The sequence below is a fragment of the Devosia algicola genome, assembly GCF_028816455.1.
In the GTDB taxonomy this organism is placed as follows: domain Bacteria; phylum Pseudomonadota; class Alphaproteobacteria; order Rhizobiales; family Devosiaceae; genus Devosia; species Devosia algicola.
The window spans coordinates 1,283,256-1,304,437 of sequence record NZ_CP118246.1; the positions used below are offsets into that span (position 1 = coordinate 1,283,256).

General features: G+C 57.3%; 20 protein-coding genes and 5 pseudogenes. 8 read left to right on the forward strand and 17 right to left on the reverse strand.

What is annotated here, in order from left to right; all coding sequences use genetic code 11:
* Positions 1-43 precede the first annotated feature (43 nt).
* A pseudogene (locus tag PSQ19_RS06870) lies at positions 44-205 on the forward strand (flagellar biosynthesis regulator FlaF); the annotation flags it as partial.
* 73 nt (positions 206-278) lie between these two features.
* Here PSQ19_RS06870 and PSQ19_RS06875 read toward each other — a convergent pair.
* The 6 genes from PSQ19_RS06875 to PSQ19_RS06900 all read right to left on the reverse strand — a co-directional run bounded on the left by PSQ19_RS06875 (position 279) and on the right by PSQ19_RS06900 (position 5,592).
* The gene (locus PSQ19_RS06875) at positions 279-569 is read right to left on the reverse strand and encodes a flagellin (protein ID WP_282220154.1); all 291 of its coding nucleotides are present in this window, start codon (positions 567-569) and stop codon (positions 279-281) included.
* Positions 523-1,317, reverse strand: a complete 795-nt coding sequence (locus tag PSQ19_RS06880; RefSeq protein WP_282220155.1) for a hypothetical protein — start codon at positions 1,315-1,317, stop codon at positions 523-525. The genes PSQ19_RS06875 and PSQ19_RS06880 overlap by 47 nt, the downstream gene beginning before the upstream one ends.
* 90 nt (positions 1,318-1,407) lie before the next feature.
* Positions 1,408-1,929, reverse strand: coding sequence for a hypothetical protein (locus PSQ19_RS06885; RefSeq protein ID WP_282220156.1), 522 nt, complete (start codon positions 1,927-1,929; stop codon positions 1,408-1,410).
* A gap of 12 nt (positions 1,930-1,941) precedes the next feature.
* On the reverse strand, positions 1,942-3,735 hold the full coding sequence (flgK, locus tag PSQ19_RS06890; protein WP_282220157.1) for a flagellar hook-associated protein FlgK: 1,794 nt from the start codon (positions 3,733-3,735) through the stop codon (positions 1,942-1,944).
* 101 nt (positions 3,736-3,836) lie between these two features.
* A complete protein-coding gene (locus tag PSQ19_RS06895; protein WP_407649098.1) occupies positions 3,837-4,427 on the reverse strand; it encodes a flagellar hook-basal body complex protein in 591 nt (196 codons plus the stop codon).
* Complete coding sequence (locus tag PSQ19_RS06900; RefSeq protein WP_282220158.1) at positions 4,417-5,592, reverse strand: flagellar hook-basal body complex protein; 1,176 nt, start codon at positions 5,590-5,592, stop codon at positions 4,417-4,419. Before PSQ19_RS06900 ends, PSQ19_RS06895 begins: the two co-directional genes overlap by 11 nt.
* Positions 5,593-5,831: 239 nt before the next feature.
* On the opposite strand from PSQ19_RS06900, the gene PSQ19_RS06905 reads away from it, so the two are divergent.
* From PSQ19_RS06905 to PSQ19_RS06925, 5 genes and pseudogenes are all read left to right on the forward strand, one after another.
* The gene (locus PSQ19_RS06905) at positions 5,832-6,170 is read left to right on the forward strand and encodes a hypothetical protein (protein ID WP_282220159.1); all 339 of its coding nucleotides are present in this window, start codon (positions 5,832-5,834) and stop codon (positions 6,168-6,170) included.
* Positions 6,157-6,699: a hypothetical protein gene (locus PSQ19_RS06910; RefSeq protein ID WP_282220160.1), complete on the forward strand. Its 543-nt coding sequence runs from the start codon at positions 6,157-6,159 to the stop codon at positions 6,697-6,699. Before PSQ19_RS06905 ends, PSQ19_RS06910 begins: the two co-directional genes overlap by 14 nt.
* A 59-nt stretch (positions 6,700-6,758) precedes the next feature.
* A complete protein-coding gene (locus PSQ19_RS06915; protein WP_282220161.1) occupies positions 6,759-7,670 on the forward strand; it encodes a homoserine O-succinyltransferase in 912 nt (303 codons plus the stop codon).
* Positions 7,671-7,817: 147 nt separating this feature from the next.
* Positions 7,818-9,243, forward strand: a pseudogene (locus PSQ19_RS06920) (YcjX family protein).
* Entirely contained in the window at positions 9,240-10,259 is a 1,020-nt protein-coding gene (locus PSQ19_RS06925; protein WP_282220162.1) for a YcjF family protein, read from the forward strand. The pseudogene PSQ19_RS06920 and the gene PSQ19_RS06925 overlap by 4 nt, the downstream one beginning before the upstream one ends.
* Before the next feature lie 22 nt (positions 10,260-10,281).
* On the opposite strand, the gene PSQ19_RS06930 is transcribed toward PSQ19_RS06925, so the two are convergent.
* Positions 10,282-10,647 (reverse strand): SRPBCC domain-containing protein, encoded by a 366-nt coding sequence (locus PSQ19_RS06930; protein ID WP_282220163.1) that lies wholly within the window; start codon positions 10,645-10,647, stop codon positions 10,282-10,284.
* Between the two features lie 267 nt (positions 10,648-10,914).
* On the opposite strand from PSQ19_RS06930, the gene PSQ19_RS06935 reads away from it, so the two are divergent.
* Positions 10,915-11,136 carry an ArsR/SmtB family transcription factor gene (locus PSQ19_RS06935; protein WP_282220164.1) on the forward strand — a complete coding sequence of 74 codons (222 nt, stop codon included), beginning with the start codon at positions 10,915-10,917 and terminating at the stop codon, positions 11,134-11,136.
* The gene (locus PSQ19_RS06940) at positions 11,133-11,561 is read left to right on the forward strand and encodes an SRPBCC family protein (RefSeq protein ID WP_282220165.1); all 429 of its coding nucleotides are present in this window, start codon (positions 11,133-11,135) and stop codon (positions 11,559-11,561) included. The genes PSQ19_RS06935 and PSQ19_RS06940 overlap by 4 nt, the downstream gene beginning before the upstream one ends.
* A gap of 63 nt (positions 11,562-11,624) precedes the next feature.
* On the opposite strand, the gene PSQ19_RS06945 is transcribed toward PSQ19_RS06940, so the two are convergent.
* From PSQ19_RS06945 to PSQ19_RS06990, 10 genes and pseudogenes are all read right to left on the reverse strand, one after another.
* Positions 11,625-11,945, reverse strand: coding sequence for a 2Fe-2S iron-sulfur cluster-binding protein (locus tag PSQ19_RS06945; RefSeq protein ID WP_282220166.1), 321 nt, complete (start codon positions 11,943-11,945; stop codon positions 11,625-11,627).
* 15 nt (positions 11,946-11,960) lie between these two features.
* A pseudogene (locus PSQ19_RS06950) lies at positions 11,961-12,990 on the reverse strand (NAD(P)/FAD-dependent oxidoreductase).
* Positions 12,991-13,074: 84 nt separating this feature from the next.
* The gene (locus PSQ19_RS06955; RefSeq protein ID WP_282220167.1) at positions 13,075-14,349 is read right to left on the reverse strand and encodes a phosphoadenylyl-sulfate reductase; all 1,275 of its coding nucleotides are present in this window, start codon (positions 14,347-14,349) and stop codon (positions 13,075-13,077) included.
* Positions 14,336-15,994 (reverse strand): annotated as a pseudogene (locus PSQ19_RS06960) (nitrite/sulfite reductase). The gene PSQ19_RS06955 and the pseudogene PSQ19_RS06960 overlap by 14 nt, the downstream one beginning before the upstream one ends.
* On the reverse strand, positions 15,981-16,307 hold the full coding sequence (locus PSQ19_RS06965) for a DUF2849 domain-containing protein (protein WP_282220168.1): 327 nt from the start codon (positions 16,305-16,307) through the stop codon (positions 15,981-15,983). Before PSQ19_RS06965 ends, PSQ19_RS06960 begins: the two are co-directional and overlap by 14 nt.
* Positions 16,304-17,635 (reverse strand): siroheme synthase CysG, encoded by a 1,332-nt coding sequence (cysG, locus tag PSQ19_RS06970; RefSeq protein ID WP_282220169.1) that lies wholly within the window; start codon positions 17,633-17,635, stop codon positions 16,304-16,306. Before cysG ends, PSQ19_RS06965 begins: the two co-directional genes overlap by 4 nt.
* 266 nt (positions 17,636-17,901) lie before the next feature.
* Positions 17,902-18,222: a 2Fe-2S iron-sulfur cluster-binding protein gene (locus PSQ19_RS06975; RefSeq protein ID WP_282220170.1), complete on the reverse strand. Its 321-nt coding sequence runs from the start codon at positions 18,220-18,222 to the stop codon at positions 17,902-17,904.
* Positions 18,223-18,285: 63 nt separating this feature from the next.
* On the reverse strand, positions 18,286-19,014 hold the full coding sequence (locus PSQ19_RS06980; RefSeq protein WP_282220638.1) for a class I SAM-dependent methyltransferase: 729 nt from the start codon (positions 19,012-19,014) through the stop codon (positions 18,286-18,288).
* On the reverse strand, positions 18,992-19,465 hold the full coding sequence (locus PSQ19_RS06985) for a hypothetical protein (RefSeq protein ID WP_282220171.1): 474 nt from the start codon (positions 19,463-19,465) through the stop codon (positions 18,992-18,994). Before PSQ19_RS06985 ends, PSQ19_RS06980 begins: the two co-directional genes overlap by 23 nt.
* Positions 19,462-21,066 (reverse strand): annotated as a pseudogene (locus PSQ19_RS06990) (peptide chain release factor 3). Before PSQ19_RS06990 ends, PSQ19_RS06985 begins: the two are co-directional and overlap by 4 nt.
* Between the last annotated feature and the right edge of the window lie 116 nt (positions 21,067-21,182).

The following is a 21,182-nucleotide window of genomic DNA, read 5'->3' on the forward strand; positions in this document are numbered from 1 at the left end:
CGCAAATTGTGGACCATATTTATGAGTCTCCGCGACCGAGCAGGAGGGTGGACTGCCGGCCCCCGTTCGCCAGAATATTGCCAATCTGGGAATATTCATATTGAACGAAACCCGCGAAATTCTCGAAAACCCTCAGGATCCTGCGCGGCTCGAAGCGCTGGTCAACATCAATCGCCAACTTGCCGCCGGGCTACGCGGTAAATAACCGATCAGTTCCTGCCAATGAGAAAAGGCCCCTGCAATGTGCGGGGCCTTGTTGTATTTGAGTAACGCAAATTCTAACGTAGGTAATTAACAAGGCTCAATTGACTGACCATTGATGTCACCTGATAGCTGGCCTGTAATCGGGTCTGTAGCGCCAGGATCGACATCGCCGTCTTGTTCTCATCAATGCCCTCGGTGTCACTCAAAAGATTTTCAAGTTGCGACTTGTAGTCACTGTGGCGTGTGCTGGCACTTTCGAGCGCTCCATGGGCCACGCCCATCTGCATGGTAATGATTTCGATAGAACCCGCTTCGCTGTTATGGCTTTCCGATAACTCTGAGAGCCTGTCGCTGCGCCATACCATCGAAAAAGCCAGTCGACTCTCGATATTCTCCCGCAACCTTGGCTTCGTAGGCCGCAAGGGCGCTGTCGCGACCGCTGCCAGCGGGCAGTCCCATCGCTGCGACCCGGTCGCTATCATATTTGGCCCGCACCTCGGCTTCTGATGGATAGTCAGACACGGCCATGGCTGCCTGCGACCTGATCAGTCGCAAAAACCCGCTCTCATTGGCGCGTACGCCATAATCGACCTTGCTGGTGTCACCTATTGCCGCTGTCACCGACTGGCGAGGGTTGTCGCCGGGAGAGCCCACCTCGCCTGTATACCAGTGGACTGCCGTGTTGCCGGTGTCGGGTACAAGGCTTGTCGCTGGAGGGCCGCCGTCGGGCAGCCGCGGCACGCCGTCATCACTAAAATAATCGGTCGCAGCGGCGAAGGTGGACGCCGCTTTGAGATCAGTTCGTGCCGCCGTTCCAAGACTCTTGTCCAGCGCCGCCTGAAAATTTGACGCCATGATTGCCGGATCAGCATCAATGGTAAAGGCCCCCGCCCCGGCAGGATTGTCGGCGGTCGCGGTCAGCTTGACCTGCGTCTCGGTGCCATCTGGCATTGTCAGCCCGATGCTGACCACCTGCCCCGGTGTCGGCAGTCCGGTGAACTCGACGCCAAACTGTTTGGCGCTGGTCGGATCGCCAGGAACAGTAAGGTTCGGACCACTGACATTGATCGTGGCAGCAGCATTGGTGCTGATCGTTGAGAGCCTTGAACCCAAATGGGTGCGAACCGTCCTCGGTCAGATTGACGGTGGCAGTCGCCAGTGGATCAATTGAACTCGTCAGTCGCCCGGGCGCCGATGTACTATTCACACCATCAGCGTCCTGTCGCAGGTCGCGGACGCCGGTAAAGCCAAGCTTTCCCCCGCGCCGTTCAACAATGTCGTACTGTCCGGCAACGGTGCCTTGTCCGTGGCCTTTCCGCCAAACAGATATCGTCCTGCCACCTGCTCGTTGAGCATCGTGACAATTTCGTCGAACCGCGCGGTCGATAGGCCCGGTCCCGTCGCCAGATTGATCCCGTCGGTGCCGTATTGACCCACTATTGCAGCGCTACGCGCCTCACCTTCGATCGCGTCGAACCGCGACATCGAATTGTCCAGAAAACTCAACCGGAGGTTGACGGTATCAATGTTGGCAGAATAACCCTCGATCTTGGACAGGCGCGCCCGCACACTCAGCGACATCGGCAGATCCCGTCCCATTTCGGACAGGTTCGAGGCTTTTTGGCCCGACCCGAGTTGTTTTTGCAAAGTGCCCAGCGCTTCCTGCATCCTGGAGATGGCGGCAAACCCGGTTTGCAGGGGGTACATGGACTTATTGACGATCATTTAGTTCACCCCCTAGACCGACTGAAGCAGAGAATCGAGCAATTCCTGCACCACTGAAACGATGCGGGCGTTGGCAGCATATGCGTTCTGCAATTGTGTCAGCCGCGCCATTTCCTCGTCCAGATTGACCCCATACTCGCTGTCCATTTGCTGAACCACGGTATCGAGCGCCAGCTGACGATTATCCCGCTGCGCAATCGCCGTTGAGATTGTGCTGCCCTGGTAATTAATGACTTGCCCAACAATCTGGGACAAATTGCCGGTAAGTTGAAATTTGCCAGCATTCTGTTTGGGATCACCGCCAGAAACGAACTGCATATTGTTGAGTTGGTTCAGCAGGAACTTGGGCCGCGTATCGTCGCCCGAGGCGGTGCCGGTGGTTGACTTCACCAACAGGGTATTGTCGAGCAGAACAGCTGGATTAATGGCAATCCTTGACGCAAAGCCAAGCTTTTGCGGCGTGTTGCCATCAAGATTGTTTGTAAACGCCGTGTTGCCCTGGTCGACAAAAAGCGAGAGAGCCGAACCGTCGCCCTGCAATCCCGATGACGTCCGTCGCACAACGGCAAAATTGACGTCGGTGGTATTGGCCGCGCCATCATCCATGATGCGCAAATTGTTCGGTCCGCTGCTGCTGATCGCCAGCCCCGGCAGTTTGCTGTTCAAAAGCGCTGCCGCATTGGCAGGATTACTCAGATCGACCCCGATAACGCGCTGACCGCTCGCGTCGAGATAGTCTGTTGGCTGGGTCGAATTCACCAGTCGGACCGGAATGTCGGTGCTGCCCTGATGATAGGAAAAGACCAGATCGTTGCCCTTCTGAAGGCCTGTAAGATCAAGATCGAACCCGGTTGCCGCACCGGCAGTTGCTACTGTCCCAGGTGTTTGAACGGTCGAAAAAGCCAGCGCCAGACCCGAAGCGATTTCGTCAAGTTGATCTTGCGCAGTGACCAGCGTCTGATCGCGTAACGTCAGTAAGCCGCCCAGTTCGCCGCCCTGGATTACGCCAGTGCCTACCAGATTGATGGTCAAACCTGACGGCGTCGTCAGGGTCAGCGCACCAACTTTGGATTGCGAGGCATCGCGATCATATTGCGAGGTCGCGGCCAGATTGCCGGCGCTTTCAAAATTGAAGGTTGAAACGCCCCCGTCGAGCAGCCCCACGCCGGAGCGGGTCATCAGTGCGACCGATCCATCACTGCGGTAATCGACTTGCACGTCCACCATTTCGGCAATGGACGACACCAGCCGATCACGTTGATCCAATAGCGAGGCGCGTGCATCTTCTGCCGTGCCCGCGTTCAGCACGCGAGAATTTACCTCGGCAAGCGACTTCAACATGCTGTTGAGCTGGCCCACGTCTGTGGCCATCTGCCCTTCGGTCTGCTGTCGCATGTCCTGAACAGCGCCAGAGAGCTGGTTGAGCGTCGCCACCATGTTTTGCGCCTTGTCCAGCATCTGGGCGCGGGCAGTAAAATCATCAGGGCTGGTGGCCAGTGACTGCATCGCATTCTGCAGGTCGCCAAAAATCGTATCGAGCGACCCGGCCGAGCCGGGTTTGCCGAGATAGGTTTGTAGCTGGTCGAGATAACTCGCCTGCACGCCTGAGGTCGAGGTGTCCGAAACCTGCCTTGTGTAGTAGGTTTGCAAGCTGCTGTTGAACGCCCTGACGGTACCGGCGTCGCGCACATAGCTTGCGCCGCCCGTATCGTAGTCAACGACATTAAGCGACTGCCGATGATATCCGGGCGTACCCGCATTAGCGACATTTTTGCTGAGCAGGCTGATTGAGTCTCTGGGTGACATTCAATCCAGAAAGCGCATGGCCCAGCGAAGTTGTTAAACCCATTACTCCAACTCCTCAAACTGGCAGGCCCGGCGCAACCGCCGGGCTGCCAAACTTTTCGCTACCGGATCATGTTCAGGGCAGCCTGCAGCATGTCATTGGCGGTGGTCACGATCTTGGTGCCCGCCGAATAGGCCTGCTGTGTAACGATGAGTTTGGTGAACTCATCCGAGATATCGGTATTGGACGCTTCAAGCGAACTGCCGATAATGCCGCTACCGCTCAAATCAAGAATCGCATCGCCCGACTCAGATGTCGTGGCGAACACCCCGCCATCCATGCGCTTGAGCGAATTGATGCCATTGAACTGGGCCGTCACCACCTGTGCCATATCAACGCGCTGGTTGTTGGAATAGGTCGCAACGACCCGGCCACTGTCGTCAATGGCCACCGAAACAAACTCACCGGCCGCGTAGCCATTCTGATTGAGCGTTGAAACGGTAGCGGTGCCGTTGACGTCGGCAAACTGGGATATGCCGTTGGTATCATGGTGCAATTCAACATTGCCTACATTGACGCCATTGACCGTGAGGTTATTCAGTGTAACCGAGTCGATGCCCGGCGGCAGAAGCGAACCGTCGGCGCCAAAGGTGTAATCCTTGCCAACATTGGTCCACATCGCCTGACTGCCCATGGCACCGCTATTGCTCATGTAATAGAGGTTCCAGGTTTCCGCTCCACCAGCAGCGGTGCTGTCCACCTTTGCCCAGCGCATTTGCACATTGGCTGGCGAGCCATTGGCGGCGTAAACCGTAATGGCGCCACCGGCAACCGAACTGTCTTCGAATTTCGAAGCCTGATCCGCCGTCACCGAGCCTGACGCGGGTTGAGGCAGGAAGCGGCGCAACAGGCGTCGACGTGGCAGGAAGCGCCAAAGCGGTGGTATCGGCTGAAACCGTCAGCGTTGCCGTCTTGTTGTCCCCAAGGGTAACGGCGACCTGACCGCCGCTCAGACCGAACGTTGCCGTAGACGCATCCGGTCCGGCATTCGCTCTGAACGCTGACTGCATCTCGCTCAGCGCAACATTGATCTTTTTGCCCGCCCCGATGTCGATGCCCTGGTTGGTCCCCGTATAGGGACCGCCCGCACTATCATAAAAATCGAAGACGACAGGCGTACCGCCCGCATCAAGCGTAATGGATGTACCCGCGGCCATCAGACTGGCGGCAGTGGTTGCCGTGGTTGCGGCTGCCCCGTTTGCCGTTGCCGGGGCGCCCGAGAAACTGCTCGTTTTCATCAGTTCGCTATTTGGGATCGCCGGATTATAGGCGGCGTTCTTGGGCAGTTGCGGCAGGTTGGCCTGATAGTTGATCCGCTCGGTCTGTTGGGCAGGCAGGAAGGCGTTGGAGAGCTTGATAACCTCTGGGACCGACCCCGAAACGTTACCGGTCTTGGTGTCGATCGGCAGCCCCTTGAGATAATAGCCAGCCCCGTTGACCAGCAGACCATCCTTGTCGATCTGAAAGTCGCCGCGCCGGGTATAATAGTTGGTTCCGGCAAATACCGGATTGCCATCAGATTGGCCCACCGAGGGTTCGACCACGAAAAAACCGTTACTGTTCAACGCAATAAATGTCTCGGTGGAAACAGTCTGAATGTCGCCCTGAACATCATTGGTGCTCCGCGATTTCGCCAATACGGCGCCGGGCACCTGCTGCGCCAAAGGCGCATCGGGAATGAGGTCGACAAAGTCAGTTTCAAGCCGCTTATAGGCGGTAGTTTGCGAATTGGCGATATTGCCTGAAATATTTTCCAATGCGTGTGACTGTGCCCTAAGACCGGTCACCGCGCTGGAAAGAGCCCCATAGATACCCATTTAAAACTCCATAAGCGTTGTCGCGCCCCCGCGACGCATTCTTGATCAGCAACATGCAAGCACGATGCCAACTAACCCACGCCTTGAATCCATTGAACAATATCGGGCGACGAACAGGGCCCGACTGGTGGGACCGGCAAGAGAGTCCGCCCAACCGGCAGAAATTGCCGCCCGCTTGTGCGGGTGCTCCAACTGTTCTAAACGCAACATCAAGTGCCGTGGCTGGGGTATAAGACGCTATGCTGTACAAGAATGCCGATGAATTTCTCAACGCGCCCCGCCGCGCTGTAACGGTGTTCGGCATGGCTGGCGTCGGTAAAACCCGTCTGAGCGCCCTGCTGCGCGCCAGCCGCTGGTTTCACTATTCGGTCGATTATCGTATCGGCACCAGGCACATGGGCGAGTTCATCGTCGACAATTTCAAGGCCGAGGCCATGAAGGTGCCCTTCCTTGCCCAATTGCTGCGATCAGATTCGATCTATATTTCCTCAAACATCACCTTCGCCAATCTCGACCCGCTGTCGAGCCTATCTCGGCACGCCGGGCAACCCCGCCGAGGGTGGATTGCCACTGGCTGAATATCAGCGCCGACAGGAACAGCATCGTGTCGCCGAGATATTCGCACTCCAGGACGTCCCGCGCTTTATCGAGCGGGCCAAAGTGCTCTACGGCTATGACGATTTCATCGTCGATACCGGCGGCTCGCTAATCGAGGTTGTCGATCCTCATGATCCCGAAGATCCGGTAATCCAGACCTTGGCGGAATCAACGGCCCTGCTCTACATTCGCGGCACGGAAACCGATGCCGAAAAACTGGTCGATCGGTTCACCCAAAACCCCAAGCCCATGTACTACACACCTGAATTTCTGGTGCGCAAATGGGCCGAATATAAAAAACTCAACGACATCGCCGATGACTGCGCGGTCGATCCCGCCGGCTTTGCCGCCTGGGGATTTGAGGCACTGCTGCATGATCGGCTACCGCGCTATCAGGCGCTCGCCGACAATTTTGGCTACGCGATTGAAGCCTCCGATCTGGCGGCTGTTCGCAATGGCAACGAATTCAAGGAACTGATGGCCAGCGCCATTACCGATCGAATGCGCTAGCCGTAAGGCCCGCCGACCCCGCTCAGTTTCTTCTTTGCCTGCCTGTAAGGGATCACATCATGCCCATACGTATTCCCGATGACCTGCCTGCCAGAAAAACCCTCGAACGCGAGGGCGTCAACGTCATGGATTCCACGCGCGCCGCGCGTCAGGACATCCGTCCGCTCCAGATTGGCCTGCTCAACCTTATGCCCAACAAGGAGCGCACCGAAACCCAATTTGCTCGCCTGATCGGCTCCACCCCCCTGCAAATCGAATTGTCGCTGGTGCGGGTTTCCGACCATCTCTCAAAAAACACGTCCGAAGACTACTTGAAGAGTTTTTACCAGACTTGGGAGGAAGTGCGGTCGCGCAAATTCGACGGTTTCATCGTCACCGGGGCCCCGATTGCCCATATTCCGTTCGATCAGGTTAAATACTGGTCGGAAATGATTGAAATCATGGACTGGACCCAGACCCATGTGAACCACACAATGTTCATCTGCTGGGGCGCCCAGGCGGCCCTGCATCACTTTCATGGCGTCAAACGCTATCGTATGCCCCAAAAGGCCTTTGGCGTTTTCCGCCACACCCTTGCCGGAGGTCCATCACCATTTCTGCGCGGTTTTTCCGACAGTCCGATGGTGCCGGTCTCCCGCTTCAATGACATCGACCGCACCAGTCTAAATCCCGACCTTGAAGTTCTCATCGACAATGCCGATATCGGCATCTGCATGCTCGACGATCCAAAGCATCGCGCGATACATATGCTCAACCATCTCGAATATGACAATCGTTCGCTTGCAGACGAGTACCAGCGCGACATTACATCGGGACTGGATACGCCGCCGCCCACAAACCTTTTTCCGGATGGCGACACCGCCGTCGAGCCGGAGAACCGCTGGCGCAGCCATGCCCACCTGCTCTTTCAGAACTGGATCAATGAAATCTACCAGACCACCCCGTTTGACTTGGATCATATCGGGCAGTAGGTGAAATCATCCAACTGTGCGAGGGGTTTGCCGCCAACGACGGAATCAATCTGTCAGCGGACTGACCCCTTGCATTAATACGCTGGCCCCTTACGTTTCACCAACACACAAAGGGTTCGAGCTTGGCACAACCGCCAACTACCATCGTTGACGAGTCTCGGCATCGCCCTCGCCAATCTGGCGGACGCGGCCACCGGCACCTTCACGCCCACGCTACGGCTTGGAGTTACCGGGCTGAGCCGCGCTGGCAAAACCATTTTCATCACCGCACTGGTGCATAATCTGTTGACCGGCGGCCGCCTGCCCGGCTTCACGCCAATGGCGGACGGCCGCTTTATCGGCGCACAGTTGGCCGAATATCCCGACGCCACCATCCCCCGTTTTGCCTATGAGCAACATCTGGCGGCACTGACCGGTCAAAAACCGTCATGGCCCGAGAGCACGCGTCGCATCTCCCAATTGCGGCTTGTCCTCAAATATCAATCTGCCAATTGGATCGCCGGTTGGCGCGGCCCGGCAACACTCAATCTCGATATCGTTGATTATCCCGGCGAATGGTTGCTCGACCTGCCCTTGTTGAGCCTGAGCTTTGCCGATTGGAGCCGCGAAGCCCTCGAACGCGCCAATCGCCCGGGATCGGCAAATGAGGCAACCCCGTTCCTGAACATATTGGCGTCGATCGACCCACAAAAGCCTGCCAACGATTCCGATGCCGAAAAGCTGGCCGCAAGTTTCACCCGCTATTTGCGACAGAGCCGGGAAGACAATGCCATGTCAACGCTACCGCCGGGTCGTTTCTTGCTGCCCGGCGATCTCGAGGGGTCGCCGGCCCTGACCTTTGCCCCGCTCCCCCGCCACGCAGCCTGTTCGTTCGACGAGCCTCTATGCCATGCTCGAGGGTCGGTATGAGGCCTACAAGGCTCAGGTCGTGCGCCCATTCTTCAAGGACCACTTCGCCCGTCTGGACCGACAGGTGGTGCTGGTGGACACGCTGCGCGCGCTCAATACCGGCGCTGCGGCGGTGGCTGATCTTGAAACGGCGCTGACGGCGGTGCTGTCCTGTTTCCGGCAGGGCGACAGTAACCCGCTTACCCGCCTGATCTCGCGCCGCATAGACCGTATCCTTTTTGCCGCCACCAAGGCCGACCACGTTCATCACACCAGTCACGACCGGCTTGAAGCCATCCTAAATCGCCTGGTCGCCAATGCCAGTCGGCGCGCTCGCTTTGCTGGCACAGAAACCCGCTCCCTTGCCCTTGCAGGCATCCGCGCTACCCGTGAAGGCAGTTTCCTTGAGGCCGGCGAGGTCCTGCCCACCATCGTTGGCACACCAATGCCTGGAGAAGTGCTGGACGGCACCACCTATGACGGCAAATCCGAAATTGCACTGTTCCCTGGTGACTTGCCCGAACATCCGGACTCATTGTTTGAAGATGGCAATCCTGTCTCGCTGAATTTCCTGCGCTTTGTGCCGCCTCAAAATTTGGATCGCAACGCGAGTGGCGATCCGGTGCTTCCGCACATTCGTTTTGATCGCGCGTTGGATTTTCTCATTGGGGACAAACTCGCATGAAGCGCCCGGTAGCACGCCCGATCAACACCGCCAATCCCGCAAGTGACACCAGCAGAACGCCCCGCGCTTTCTTGCCGGATCAGGTAACCATTGACCAGAAAAGTTTTGAGCCGCCACCCGACGACACAGTGGCCAACCTACCGATAAAAACCATGGGATGGCTGGGGCGCCTGGCTTGGACTACCGGCACCATCTTAGTGTCATTTGGCCTCAGCCTGATGGCGGACCGCCTAATCCGCGATCTGTTCGCTCGCTATGAATGGTTGGGTTGGGTGGGCGTCGTGGTCCTCGCCCTGTTCGCTCTGGCACTAATCCTTCTGGCCCTCCGCGAGTTCCTGGCGCTTCGCCGCCTCCGGGTTCTGGACCGGCTGCGCAGAACCGCTACGCAAGCGCTTGCCAACAACAACCTGCACGAAGCCCAGCATGTGCTTGGCAACCTTCAAAACATCTACGCCCTCCGACCCGATCTAGCCGCTGCACGCAAAGATGTCGACGATCACGCCAGGCATCTGTTTGACGGCAACGAACTGATCGACCTGGCCGAACGTGGCCTGATGTCACCGCTTGACCGCAAGGCCAAGGCCCTCACAGCGGCCTCGGCCCGCCGGGTAGCGTTGGTAACAGCGGTCTCACCCCGCGCTCTGGTCGATATCATGTTCGTCATATACGAGAGCATCCGCCTCGCCGGCGCCATAGCTGCCTTATATGGTGCCAGGCCAGGTTTTTTCGGCTTCTGGCGCCTGACCGGGGCCATCCTTGCCCACCTCGCCGTCACCGGCGGTTTGGTGTTGACCGACGGCATTGTCGAACAATTGGTCGGCCAGGGGTTGGCCGCCAAATTGTCGGCCCGTCTCGGCGAAGGCGTCGTCAACGGTTTGATGACAGTGCGGGTCGGTATCGCCGCCATCCGCGTCGTGCGCCCGCTGCCGTTTAATACCCAGCCTCAACCGGTGGTTCGGGACTTTCTACCCGAACTCACCAATCTCAATCCGGATAAAACCCGGCCGGCACGCTAGGCCTTGGTCGTCAACATTGCCGTCATGGGCTGCCAATACATTTGTGACCACCCCCTTCGAGCATTTCCTGTGCCCCATCGGGATAGCCGGATTGAGAAAATTGTAGCTTGGTCTCGCTGCCATCTATTGACAGCACGAAGCTGACAATCGAATAAACCCCTTCAGGCCACGCATTGGAGCGCCACGCCTGCACGACGCGCTTGCCGGGCACCAATTCTATGTGACGACCACGAATATCGCCGCCGAACAGTGAAAACGCGCCGCCTTCCTCAGCCGCAATATCAGCGCTGCGACCGCCAGTCATGGCGGTAAACTTGTCCGACGTGGTCAATATACCGAATATAGCGTCCGGGCTGGCGGGTATTTTCACTTCCTGATGGATGGTCATTTTGGCACTCCTGTTTGACTTTGAGACAATGTCACGATATTGATCAACCAATCGGTTGAATGAACAGCGGTATGTCACCCGCGTCGCTCATTGTCAACCATATGGTTGAATATTGGAGAATTGTATTGTCCGCCGCCGTTCCGTTTCCGCTCGAAGACCGGCTCGACGTCATATTTCAGGCACTGGCCAATCGCACGCGTCGCGCATTGGTCGCCCGGCTCGCCCAGGGTTCGGCCAAGGTCACCGAGGCTTGCCGCGCCGTTCGAAATGTCGCTTGCTGCCGTTTCAAAGCACCTTCTGGTGCTCGAAAGCGCTGGCATTGTAGATCGAACCGTGCACGGACGCGTGCACATATGTGCACTCAATACTGGTGCCCTCGCCAGCGCCGACCAGTGGCTTGATACCTACAAGGCATTCTGGGACGACAAGGCTCGACAATTTCGTCCAATTCGTCGAAACCGAAAATGCCACCCCCCGGACAAACCATGACGCCCACTGCTCTATCGATGTCGCGCGTCATCCGCGCCCCGCGCGATCGTGTGTTCAAAGCCTGGACCGACCCCGCAATTCTGGTCAAATGGTGGGGTCCGGGGACCGTAACCTGCCCCGAAGCACAGATCGACCTGCGCGTTGGTGGCGCCTATCGCATCGCCAACGCGCAGCCCGATGGTTCGATCACTTGGATTTCCGGGGTATTCCAGAGCGTCACGCCCCCAGATCAACTCGTCTATACCTGGAGCGTCAGCATGATCCCGGGCGAGCCAACCCTGGTAACGCTTGATTTCCACCCCCACCCGGAAGGCACCGAACTGGTCCTGCACCATTCCCGTTTTACCGATCCGAGTGTGCGCGACATGCATTTGGAAGGTTGGGGTGGCTGCATCGACAAGCTCGAAGCCCTCATGGCCGCCTGACGCAGACGACCAGCGCCAAAATTGGCTCCTCATTCATTGTTGCTGTCATTGGGGCGGCAACAATTAGCTTTGTGCAGCGCTTGGCGCCAATGTCACCTTCAGGCCGTCCAGTGTATCGCTCAACAATATCTGGCAGGACAGCCGCGAATTCGGCTTCTTGTCCAGTGTAGAATAGAGCAGATCCTCTTCGTCATCGCTGGGGTCAGCCAGTTTGTCCAGCCACTGCTGATCAACATAAACATGACACGTCGCGCAGGCGGCGGCGCCGCCACATTCTGCCTTGATATTAAGCCCCCAATCGCGGATGACTTCCATCACCCGCCATCCGTCCAGCCCTTCAAGTTCATGCTCGGCACCAGCTTGATCGGTCACATGGATTTTCATAGCCGGTCCTCTCCGCTAGGCGACACCCAGCTTCTTCTGCAGCTTGGTCGAAGAGGTGGTGTATTGGAAAATCACACGTTCATCGGGCGAAATGATCTTCTTGGCCCGCTGCGCCATAAGCGCGGCTTCGTGAAACCCCGAAAGGATCAGCTTGAGCTTGCCGGGATAGGTATTGATATCACCAATCGCAAAAATGCCCGGAACGGAGGTTTCAAATTTCTCAGTGTCCACCACAATCAGATTGTCATTGAGTTCCAACCCCCAGTCGGCGACGGGACCGAGTTTCATCGTCAACCCAAAGAACGGCAGTAGCCGCGTTGCGGGCACTGACAAATCACCGGCATCAGTGGTCAGATGCACATGGTTGAGCTGGCCATTTTCACCATCAAGCTTTGCAATCTGGCCGGTCAGGAAGTTGATTTTTCCCTCGCCGACCAACTCCTGCATCTTGCTGACCGAGGCCGGTGCCGCCTTGAACACTGCCCGGCGATGCACCAGCGTCAACGACCGCACAATCGGCTGCAGGTTCAACGTCCAATCGAGCGCAGAATCACCGCCACCGACAATCACCACGTCCTGACCGCGGAAATCGTCCATCTTGCGGACCGAGTAAAATACCGAGCTGTTCTCAAACTGTTCAATATCGGCCACAGGCGGCCGTTTCGGCTGGAACGAGCCACCGCCTGCCGCAATGACGACGACTTTCGCCAAAAACACTTCATCAGCATCAGTGACCAGCCTGAACGAACCGTCGGCCTGCTTATCAATCGAATTGACCATGCGATTGAAATGAAATTCCGGCGCAAACGGCGCAATCTGCGTCATCAGATTTTCGGTTAGTTCCTGCCCGGTAACGACTGGAAAACCCGGAATATCATAGATTGGCTTTTCCGGATAAAGCTCGGCACACTGCCCACCTGGGCGGTCAAGAATGTCGATGAACTGGCATTTGATATCTAACAGGCCGAGTCTCAAACGCTGCAAAAAGCCCGCAGGGGCCAGCGCCGATTACCACAACATCGGTGACGATTTCAGTTCCGCTCATCAGGTCTCAAGTCCAATTGGAGGGCAAATGCCCTCGTTTCGTCGGGGTCACCCCCACGTCTGCGGGAATGCGTAATGGTCGTGTTCAGCCTGCCCGGCGCAAATAGGGCCGTGTGCCAACAGGCACTTCGGTGGTCCCGACCGGTTGATAGAAAATGTTAACCTCGGGCAAACGATTCTCAATCAGGGCTTCGCGCGTCGGCTTGTGGGATATCACAAGCGCGTTGATACCGCAGCGACGCATAAGCGGAATCTGGTCCTGCAATACGTCACCAACAGCGCGCAATTCGTTAGCATAGTGGTAACGTTCAGTCAGCAGTCGCGCGGTAGAATAGCCACGACCGTCGGTAAAGGCCGGAAACATTATCGCAATCGAGGCAAAGCGACCAAGATCGCCCTCGGCGTCCTCAATTCGATCGCCCGGTGATATCAGCAAACCCAATGGATGAGGATTGGCCAGAAACGCCTCGCGGTGCGCCCGAAATACCGACAGCGGTACATGGGTGTAGCGAGCCGCCGCGGGAGCCTCGGTGTCATCCCATGCGCGGAATGGATCGGCGACAAAGGTGCCATCCTTGAACAGGGTGTACTTGTCAGCCGCACGCATCGGCGAGGCAATGGCACCGCTGAAATCATAATGTATCCCGCATTCTTTCTTGTTTAGGCCGCGCCAACGTCCGGCGCGCGGATCCTCGCCCTCGGCAACGACCGAAGTGCATGGCGCGCAGCCAATCGACTTGTAGCCTTGATCAAAAAGCGGATGTTCTGGCAGATCGTGCTCGGCCTTGTAAGTCGCAACATCGGCGTCGTTGAAATAGGCAAGCGGATTGATCTTGATACGATCATCGCTCGTCAGTTCGAAATGCGGCAACACGCCGCGTTCCTTGGTCTGAAACCGCTTGCGCCCGGTAACCCAGCCGCCATACTGCTCCGTAATCGGCTCCAGCGGCTCGGTCTTGCGAATATGACAGCAACTATCAGGATCGGTTTCCCAAAGATCGCCATCGGGATCAAAACGCGCCAGATCGGCCGCATCCGGGTGAATGGCAGTGACATTGATCAAGCCAAGTTGCTTTTTGAGTTGCTCGACATAGGCCAGCGTTTCGGAAAAATGCTTTCCCGTTTCCAGAAAATAGATCGGCAGACTGGGATCAACCTGAGCCGCAATGTGCAGCAGGACCGCTGAATCCGCTCCAAACGAGGAAACGATGGCCACATCGCCGGGTAGAATTTCAGTGACCGCCTGACGCAGCACGCCAACAGCGTCCATTTCGTCGAACATGCCATTGAGCGCGACAATGCCGAGTGAACGCAATTTGTCGGGCTGCCGGTCCGAATGAAGGGTGCTAGGCAGTGCCATAAAGCGCCTCCTTGAAGGGTGCCTCGCCCAATCGGCGATAGGTGGAAATAAAGTTTTCATCGGCGCTTTCGCGCCTGGTCAAATAGGTTTCGACCAGCGTTTCGATAGCCTCCGGCACGCCTTCTGCGTCAAAGCCGGGCCCCAGAATTTTGCCGACCGATGCATTTTCACTGGCATCGCCCCCCAGCGTGATCTGATAAAGCTCGCCGCCCTTTTTTCGACACCCAAAACCCCGATGTGGCCAACATGATGATGCCCACAGGCATTGATGCAGCCTGAGATCTTTATCTTGAGATCGCCAATGTCCTTCTGCCGCTCCGGTGCGGCAAACTTTTCAGATATTGCCTGGGCAATTGGAATCGAGCGCGCCGTTGCCAGTGAACAAAAATCCATGCCGGGGCAGCAAATGATGTCGGTAATCAGCCCCGTGTTGCCCTCGGCCAGTTTCACCGCGACCAGTCCATCATAGACCGCGCGCAAGTCGCGGATGGCCACGTGTGGTAACACCAGATTTTGTTCATGGGTAACGCGCAATTCGTCAAACGAATAGCGTTCAGCCAGATCCGCAACGGCGTCCATTTGCTCGGCAGTGGCATCACCGGGCGATCCGCCGACCGGCTTGAGTGAAATGGTCAACGACGTATAGCCCCGCGTGGCATGGCGATTGAGGTTGTTTTTGAGCCAGCGGGCATAGGTTGGATCGAGAATATCCTCGCGGGCAATATCAATCGGCGTATCGGGCAAGGCTCAAAAACTCAGGCGGGGCGAAATAGGCGCCGATCCGGTCCAGTTCCTCTTGCGGCAAGGTAAGTTCGCCCCCGCGCATTTCAGCAAATTCTGCTTCAACCTGCCCCTTGATCGTCTCCAAACCCTCTTCGTGGACAAGAATTTTGATCCGCGCCTTGAATTTGTTGTCCCGACGACCATAGCGATTGTAAACCCGGACGATGGATTCGAGATAGGCCAGCAAATGTTCATGGGGCACAAAACCATTGATCAGCTTGGCCACCATGGGCGTGCGTCCCAACCCGCCACCGACCCAGACTTCCCAACCAATGGCCCCATCCCCATTGGTCGTGGCCTGAAGACCTATGTCGTGAAACCGGATAGCAGCACGGTCGTGCGGTGCCCCATTGAGCGCTATCTTGAACTTGCGGGGCAGATAGGAAAATTCGGGATGCAGACTCGACCACTGGCGAATGATCTCGCCAACCGGGCGCGGATCGATGATTTCGTCATGAGCAGCGCCTGCAAACTGATCAGTGGTGACATTGCGAATGCAATTTCCCGATGTCTGTATCGAATGCATTTCCACCGAGCCCAGCTCACCCAGAATAACCGGCACGTCCTTGAGGCGCGGCCAGTTGAACTGAATGTTCTGTCTCGTGGTGAAATGCCCGTAACCCCGGTCATAGGTGCGCGCAATATGGGCCAATTTTCGCATTTGCTGGGATCGAAGCGTGCCATAGGGCACGGCAATCCGCAGCATATAAGCGTGCAACTGCAGATAGAGTCCGTTCATCAGCCGCAGCGGCCGAAACTGCTCCTCGCTGATTTCGCCCTTGAGGCGACGCTCGACCTGATTGGCAAATTGCCCGGTGCGCGCGCGAACAAACGCCGCGTCAAATTCGTCATATCGATACATGGCCGTCCTCGTTCAAATGCTGACGGTCAAAAGTCGCGCCATCGAGGATATTGCGGGTCGTAGGTCCCTTGGACCGGATACGCTCCCGCATGCGCAACGGCACGAGGATATCGTCGATCTCACAGACCGCAACGATTTCGACGCTGACAATCCGCGTTGTTGCATTGCTATCGGCAATGGCTTTGTCGCGGGCCGCGCCATCATCCTCGCTGAATCGCCAGGCGGCTTGCATGTCCTGCACCCAGCGACCCGCTGGATCGAGATAAACCACGCCGCCAGACGTCAACTCATTACCCGCCAGAATTTCCATCATGCCACCTTACTGAGTTCGACCGCGACATCGGCGGCTCCGGACCAATCGCCGGCCGCCACCGCCTCGCCCGCCAATATTATTGCCGGCCCCGCCGGGAACGGCACCGTGCCACCTGCTAACGCGCCCAACGTGCCGCGATAAAATGCCCGGTCCGACCGACCAGCATTGATAACGATGCCCACCGGCAACTGTGACGAAACGCCATGCGCGATCAGCTTTGTCGCCACCTTGTCGGCGATGGATTTGCCCATATAGAGCGCCAGCGTGATACCCGCTGCCGCAAGAGCGGCCCAGTGATCGAGTTCGATATCGTCCGCACCATGTGCAGTTGCCATCACCAGTCCGCTTGAAACCTTGCGCAGGGTAAGTGGCGTCGCGCTATCGGCGGCCGCCGCCATTGCGGCACTGATTCCCGGTACAATCGAATAGCTTATGTCGGCTCTACGCAATGCCGCGATTTCTTCGCCAGCGCGCCCAAACACCATTGGATCGCCCGATTTGAGCCGCGCAACCTGCTTGCCTTGTCCGGCCAACCGCACCAGCAAACTATTGATCTGGGCTTGGGAAAACGAGTGGTGGCCCTTGGCCTTACCCACGGCGATCACTTCGGCGTCGCGGCGCCCCATCTGCACAACCAGGTCAGGCACCAATTGGTCGTGGACGATGACATCGGCTTGCTGCAGCAGACGCTGCGCCCGCAGGGTCAACAAATCCTCGGAACCCGGTCCCGCCCCGATCAGCGCGACCGATCCCTGACGCTTGTGCTCCAGATGGCGGCCCAACAAAGCCTCTGCCGCGATATTGCCCTGATCCGTCGCGACGGCAATGTCGACTTCGGCCGATTGAACCAGATCTTCGTAGTAGCGCCGCCGCGAACCACTATCGCCGATGAGCGCCTCGACCTGTCGCCGCATCCGACCCGCCAGCGCGGCAATGGCACCGAGACGCGGCGATAGCATCGCCTCAATCCGCGCCCGCACCAGCCGCGCCAACACCGGCGCCGTACCCTCGGTGGCAATGGCGATCGTCAGCGGCGCCCGATCAATTATCGATGGCGTATAAAAATCGCATTCTGCAGGGACATCGACAACATTGAGCGCAACTCGGCGGGCCCGGGCCGCGCACTTGGCCAACATTCCATCCGGACCATTGTCGGTCACAAAGATCAGCGCTGCATCGTCCAGGTCGCTCTCACGGAATGGCCGACGGTGCAGCGTCACATCGAGGCCCGAAAAATCGGCGTCGATGTTCGGCGCGATGACGACGGTTTGAGCACTGGTCTTGGTTACCAGCCGCGCCTTGTTCAGCGCTTCGACGCCACCACCCACGATGACGACGCGCTGCCCTTGAACCTTGAAGGCTCAACGGAAATGTGTTGAGTTGACCCATTCTTGCGCCTCTCTCTTTGAGGCTAAAAATAGGCCGGAAACCCCAGCTTTCACAAGGCTTTCAGCCTCAATCGCTTTTATATTTCCCGCCGGACCACCGACTTAGAACGTGCCGCGATGCAAACAGACAATGTCGCCAAAAAAACTGCTGCATGGCCAGTGCGGGAAAATTTTGCGTTGGTCGATTTGGGTCCAAACAGCCGTTATCAGCCCTGACGACCCGGCACATGAACCACCAGACCATCCAATTCATCCTTGACCTTGATCTGGCAACTCAGGCGGCTGGACGATTTGACCTCGAATGCAAAATCGAGCATGTCCTCTTCCATGGCCGACGGTCCGCCCACGGTTTCTTCCCAGTCCTTATCGACATAAACATGACACGTCGCGCAGGTGCAGGCGCCACCACATTCGGCAACGATCCCCGGTACAGCGTTCATGATCGCCGTCTCCATGACGGTGGCTCCAGCCTCCGCATCAGTCTCATGGCGCGTGCCGTCGGCTTCGATAAAGGTAATTTTGGTCATGGGGCCAGTTCTTGGGTGAGAATATTTTGGGGATATAGCCGCAGCGCCGAAACGCTGCAAGTTTTAGAGGCCCTGCAGCCGTTCAAGATGATGATAGCCAATGCCGAAATAGGCTTTGGTGTCCGCAATCTTGCGCAGGACAACCTCCCGTTCTGCCGGTGACTTTTTCGCCCTCTGCGCCACGATCAGTACGTTTTTGGGCGTGTGTGCGTCGGAAATAAACTCGAAAATCCTGGTCTTGTAGCCTGCAGCTTCGAGGATCAGCGCGCGCAGGCCATCGGTGACCATTTCCGCCTGACGTTCCATGAAAACGCCATGAGTCAGCAGAAAATCCAGGTCATTGCTGGCTTTGTTCGCTTCAATCTGGCGGCGGATCTGCTTGTGGCAACACGGCGCCACCGCGATCAATTCGGCCCCCGCCGCAATGCCTTTGTGAATGGCATCATCGGTCGCGGTATCGCAGGCATGCAGCGCAATGACCACCGATGCGTCGCTGCTGTCAAACTGCTCGATGGCGCCCCGCTCAAAGCGCAATCTTGCAAACTTGGCCTCTGCCGCGATCCGATTGCAAAGCGCCACCAGTTCATCGCGGAACTCCACGCCGACAATCTCGATATCGGCCTTGGCCACGCTGGTCAAATAATCGTAAAGCGCAAATGTGAGATAGCCTTTGCCTGATCCCATATCGACAATTTTGTGCAACCGATCTGCAGGGATCGCTTGAATCAACGGCGCAAATATTTCGACCATCTTGTTGATTTGTCGATATTTATCCTGTGCAGCCTTGAGCACATTGCCTTGCGCATCCGCGATTTTGAGCGCATGCAGATAGGCTCTTGCCTTCCGGCGCAATCAATCGATGCTTGGTGCGATCATGGCTCGTCGACGGCACGTCTCGGTTGGCGTCCCGGCGCTTGATCCGCACCTTGTCGCCATGTTGCTCAAAGTTTAGGTCGAACTCGGTCGTTTCCAGCAGGGCCGTGCGGAACACCGCACCGAGATCAGCGCGCAGCAACGCCATAGCTTCGGGCAGGATATGGTTTTTGATAATGTCGCGGGTCTTGTAGCGATAAGTGAAACTGAGCATGTCCTGCCGCTTCACGACGATCTTCTTGATTGCAACCGATTTGAGTGCCGCATCCGGCCCCTGATAGCCCATGAGCTTGAGCTGCACCAAACGACCATCGTTGAACGCCGTTTTCACATCGTTCAGGAAGGTTTCAATTTGTGGGGCGGCGGTCAATGCCGTTCCTTGGTGGCCATGAAGCGCAGCTTGGGAAAATCCTGTTTGGCCCGATCCGCCCACCAGGCATTTTGGGCCAAAAACACCGGCGCACCAGTGCGATCCTCGGCAATATTGGTTTTCTGCACGGCGATAAAGCGTTTCAGGCTCCTCGGGATCATCACTTTCGATCCAGCGTGCAACCTCGAAATTCATGTTCTCGAAATCGATAGGCACGCCATACTCCTTGGCGATGCGCGAACCGAGCACTTCCAACTGCAGGGGACCAACGACGCCCACGATCCAGTCCGAACCCATCATGCGCCGAAATACCTGGGCGACGCCCTCCTCGGCCAGATCATTGAGAGCCTTGGCCATCTGCTTGGTCTTCATCGCATCCATCAGCCGCACGCGACGGATGATTTCCGGGGCGAAATTGGGAATGCCGGTCACATTGATCGATGCCCCCTCGGTCAGCGTATCGCCAACGCTGAGCGTGCCGTGATTGGGAATGCCGACAATATCGCCCGCCACCGCTTCCTCGGCCAGTTCGCGATCATGGCCGAAAAAGAACATCGGATTGGAAACCGCCATGTCCTTGCCGGAACGAACATTCTTGAGGCGCATGCCGCGCGTGAAGGTGCCCGAACATAACCGCACGAAGGCGATGCGGTCGCGATGGTTGGCATCCATATTTGCCTGAACCTTGAAGACAAAGCCCGAAACCTTCTTGTCCGATGGCTGGATCGGCTCTGGGATCGCCGGCTGGGGCCGCGGTTCTGGTCCCCATTCGCCCAAGGTGCGCAACAATTCGGCCACCCCGATGCCCTTGAGCGCAGAGCCAAACAGGACCGGGCTCAAATGACCGGCATGGAAAGTGTCCAGATCAAATGGCGGCAGCGCTGAACGCGCCAGGCTCCAATGATTCAAGCGCGGTCATGAATACCGGGTCATCCACCAGCGCTTCATTGTCGAGCAGATCCTCGATCTCCCCATATTCGGCAATTGGCTTGCCGGCCGGACTGAGCACGCGCCTTTCCAGCAAATCTATGTAGCCATGAAAGTCGACGCCCTGCCCGATGGGCCAAAGCATCGGCGTCAGGTCGAGTGCAAGCTTGCTCGCGATCTCGTCCATTAGGCTCCAGCGGGCCAAGCCCTTCGCGATCCACCTTGTTGATAAAGGTGATGATGGGAATATCGCGCAGGCGGCATACTTCAAACAATTTGAGCGTCTGCGCCTCGATACCCTTGGCCGCGTCAATGACCATGATCGCCGCGTCAACCGCGGTAAGGGTTCGATAAGTATCCTCGGAAAAATCCGAGTGGCCGGGTGTATCAAGCAGATTGAGCGTCAATCCATTCAATTCAAAGGTCATTACCGAGGAGGTGATCGAAATGCCGCGCTTCTGCTCGATTTCCATCCAGTCAGATCGTGTCGAGCGTGCGCCCGCCTTGCCCCGCACCGCTCCAGCGGCCTGAATAGCGCCGGCAGCCGCCAGCAACCGTTCGGTCAACGTCGTCTTGCCCGCATCCGGATGCGAGATGATGGCAAAGGTTCGCCGCGTCTGAAATGGCGCTGCTACCATGCGCTCTTTTTCGGGGGACAGGTCTGTCATGCTCATGAAAATTCGAAACGCCTTGCCGGTTGCCAGCCGCTTTATATAAGGCGCGCTTGCAACTTTACATCAGTGGACTGTAAGTGCCTATGGCCGCTCTATAGGCCCAAGCCCGCGCAGGC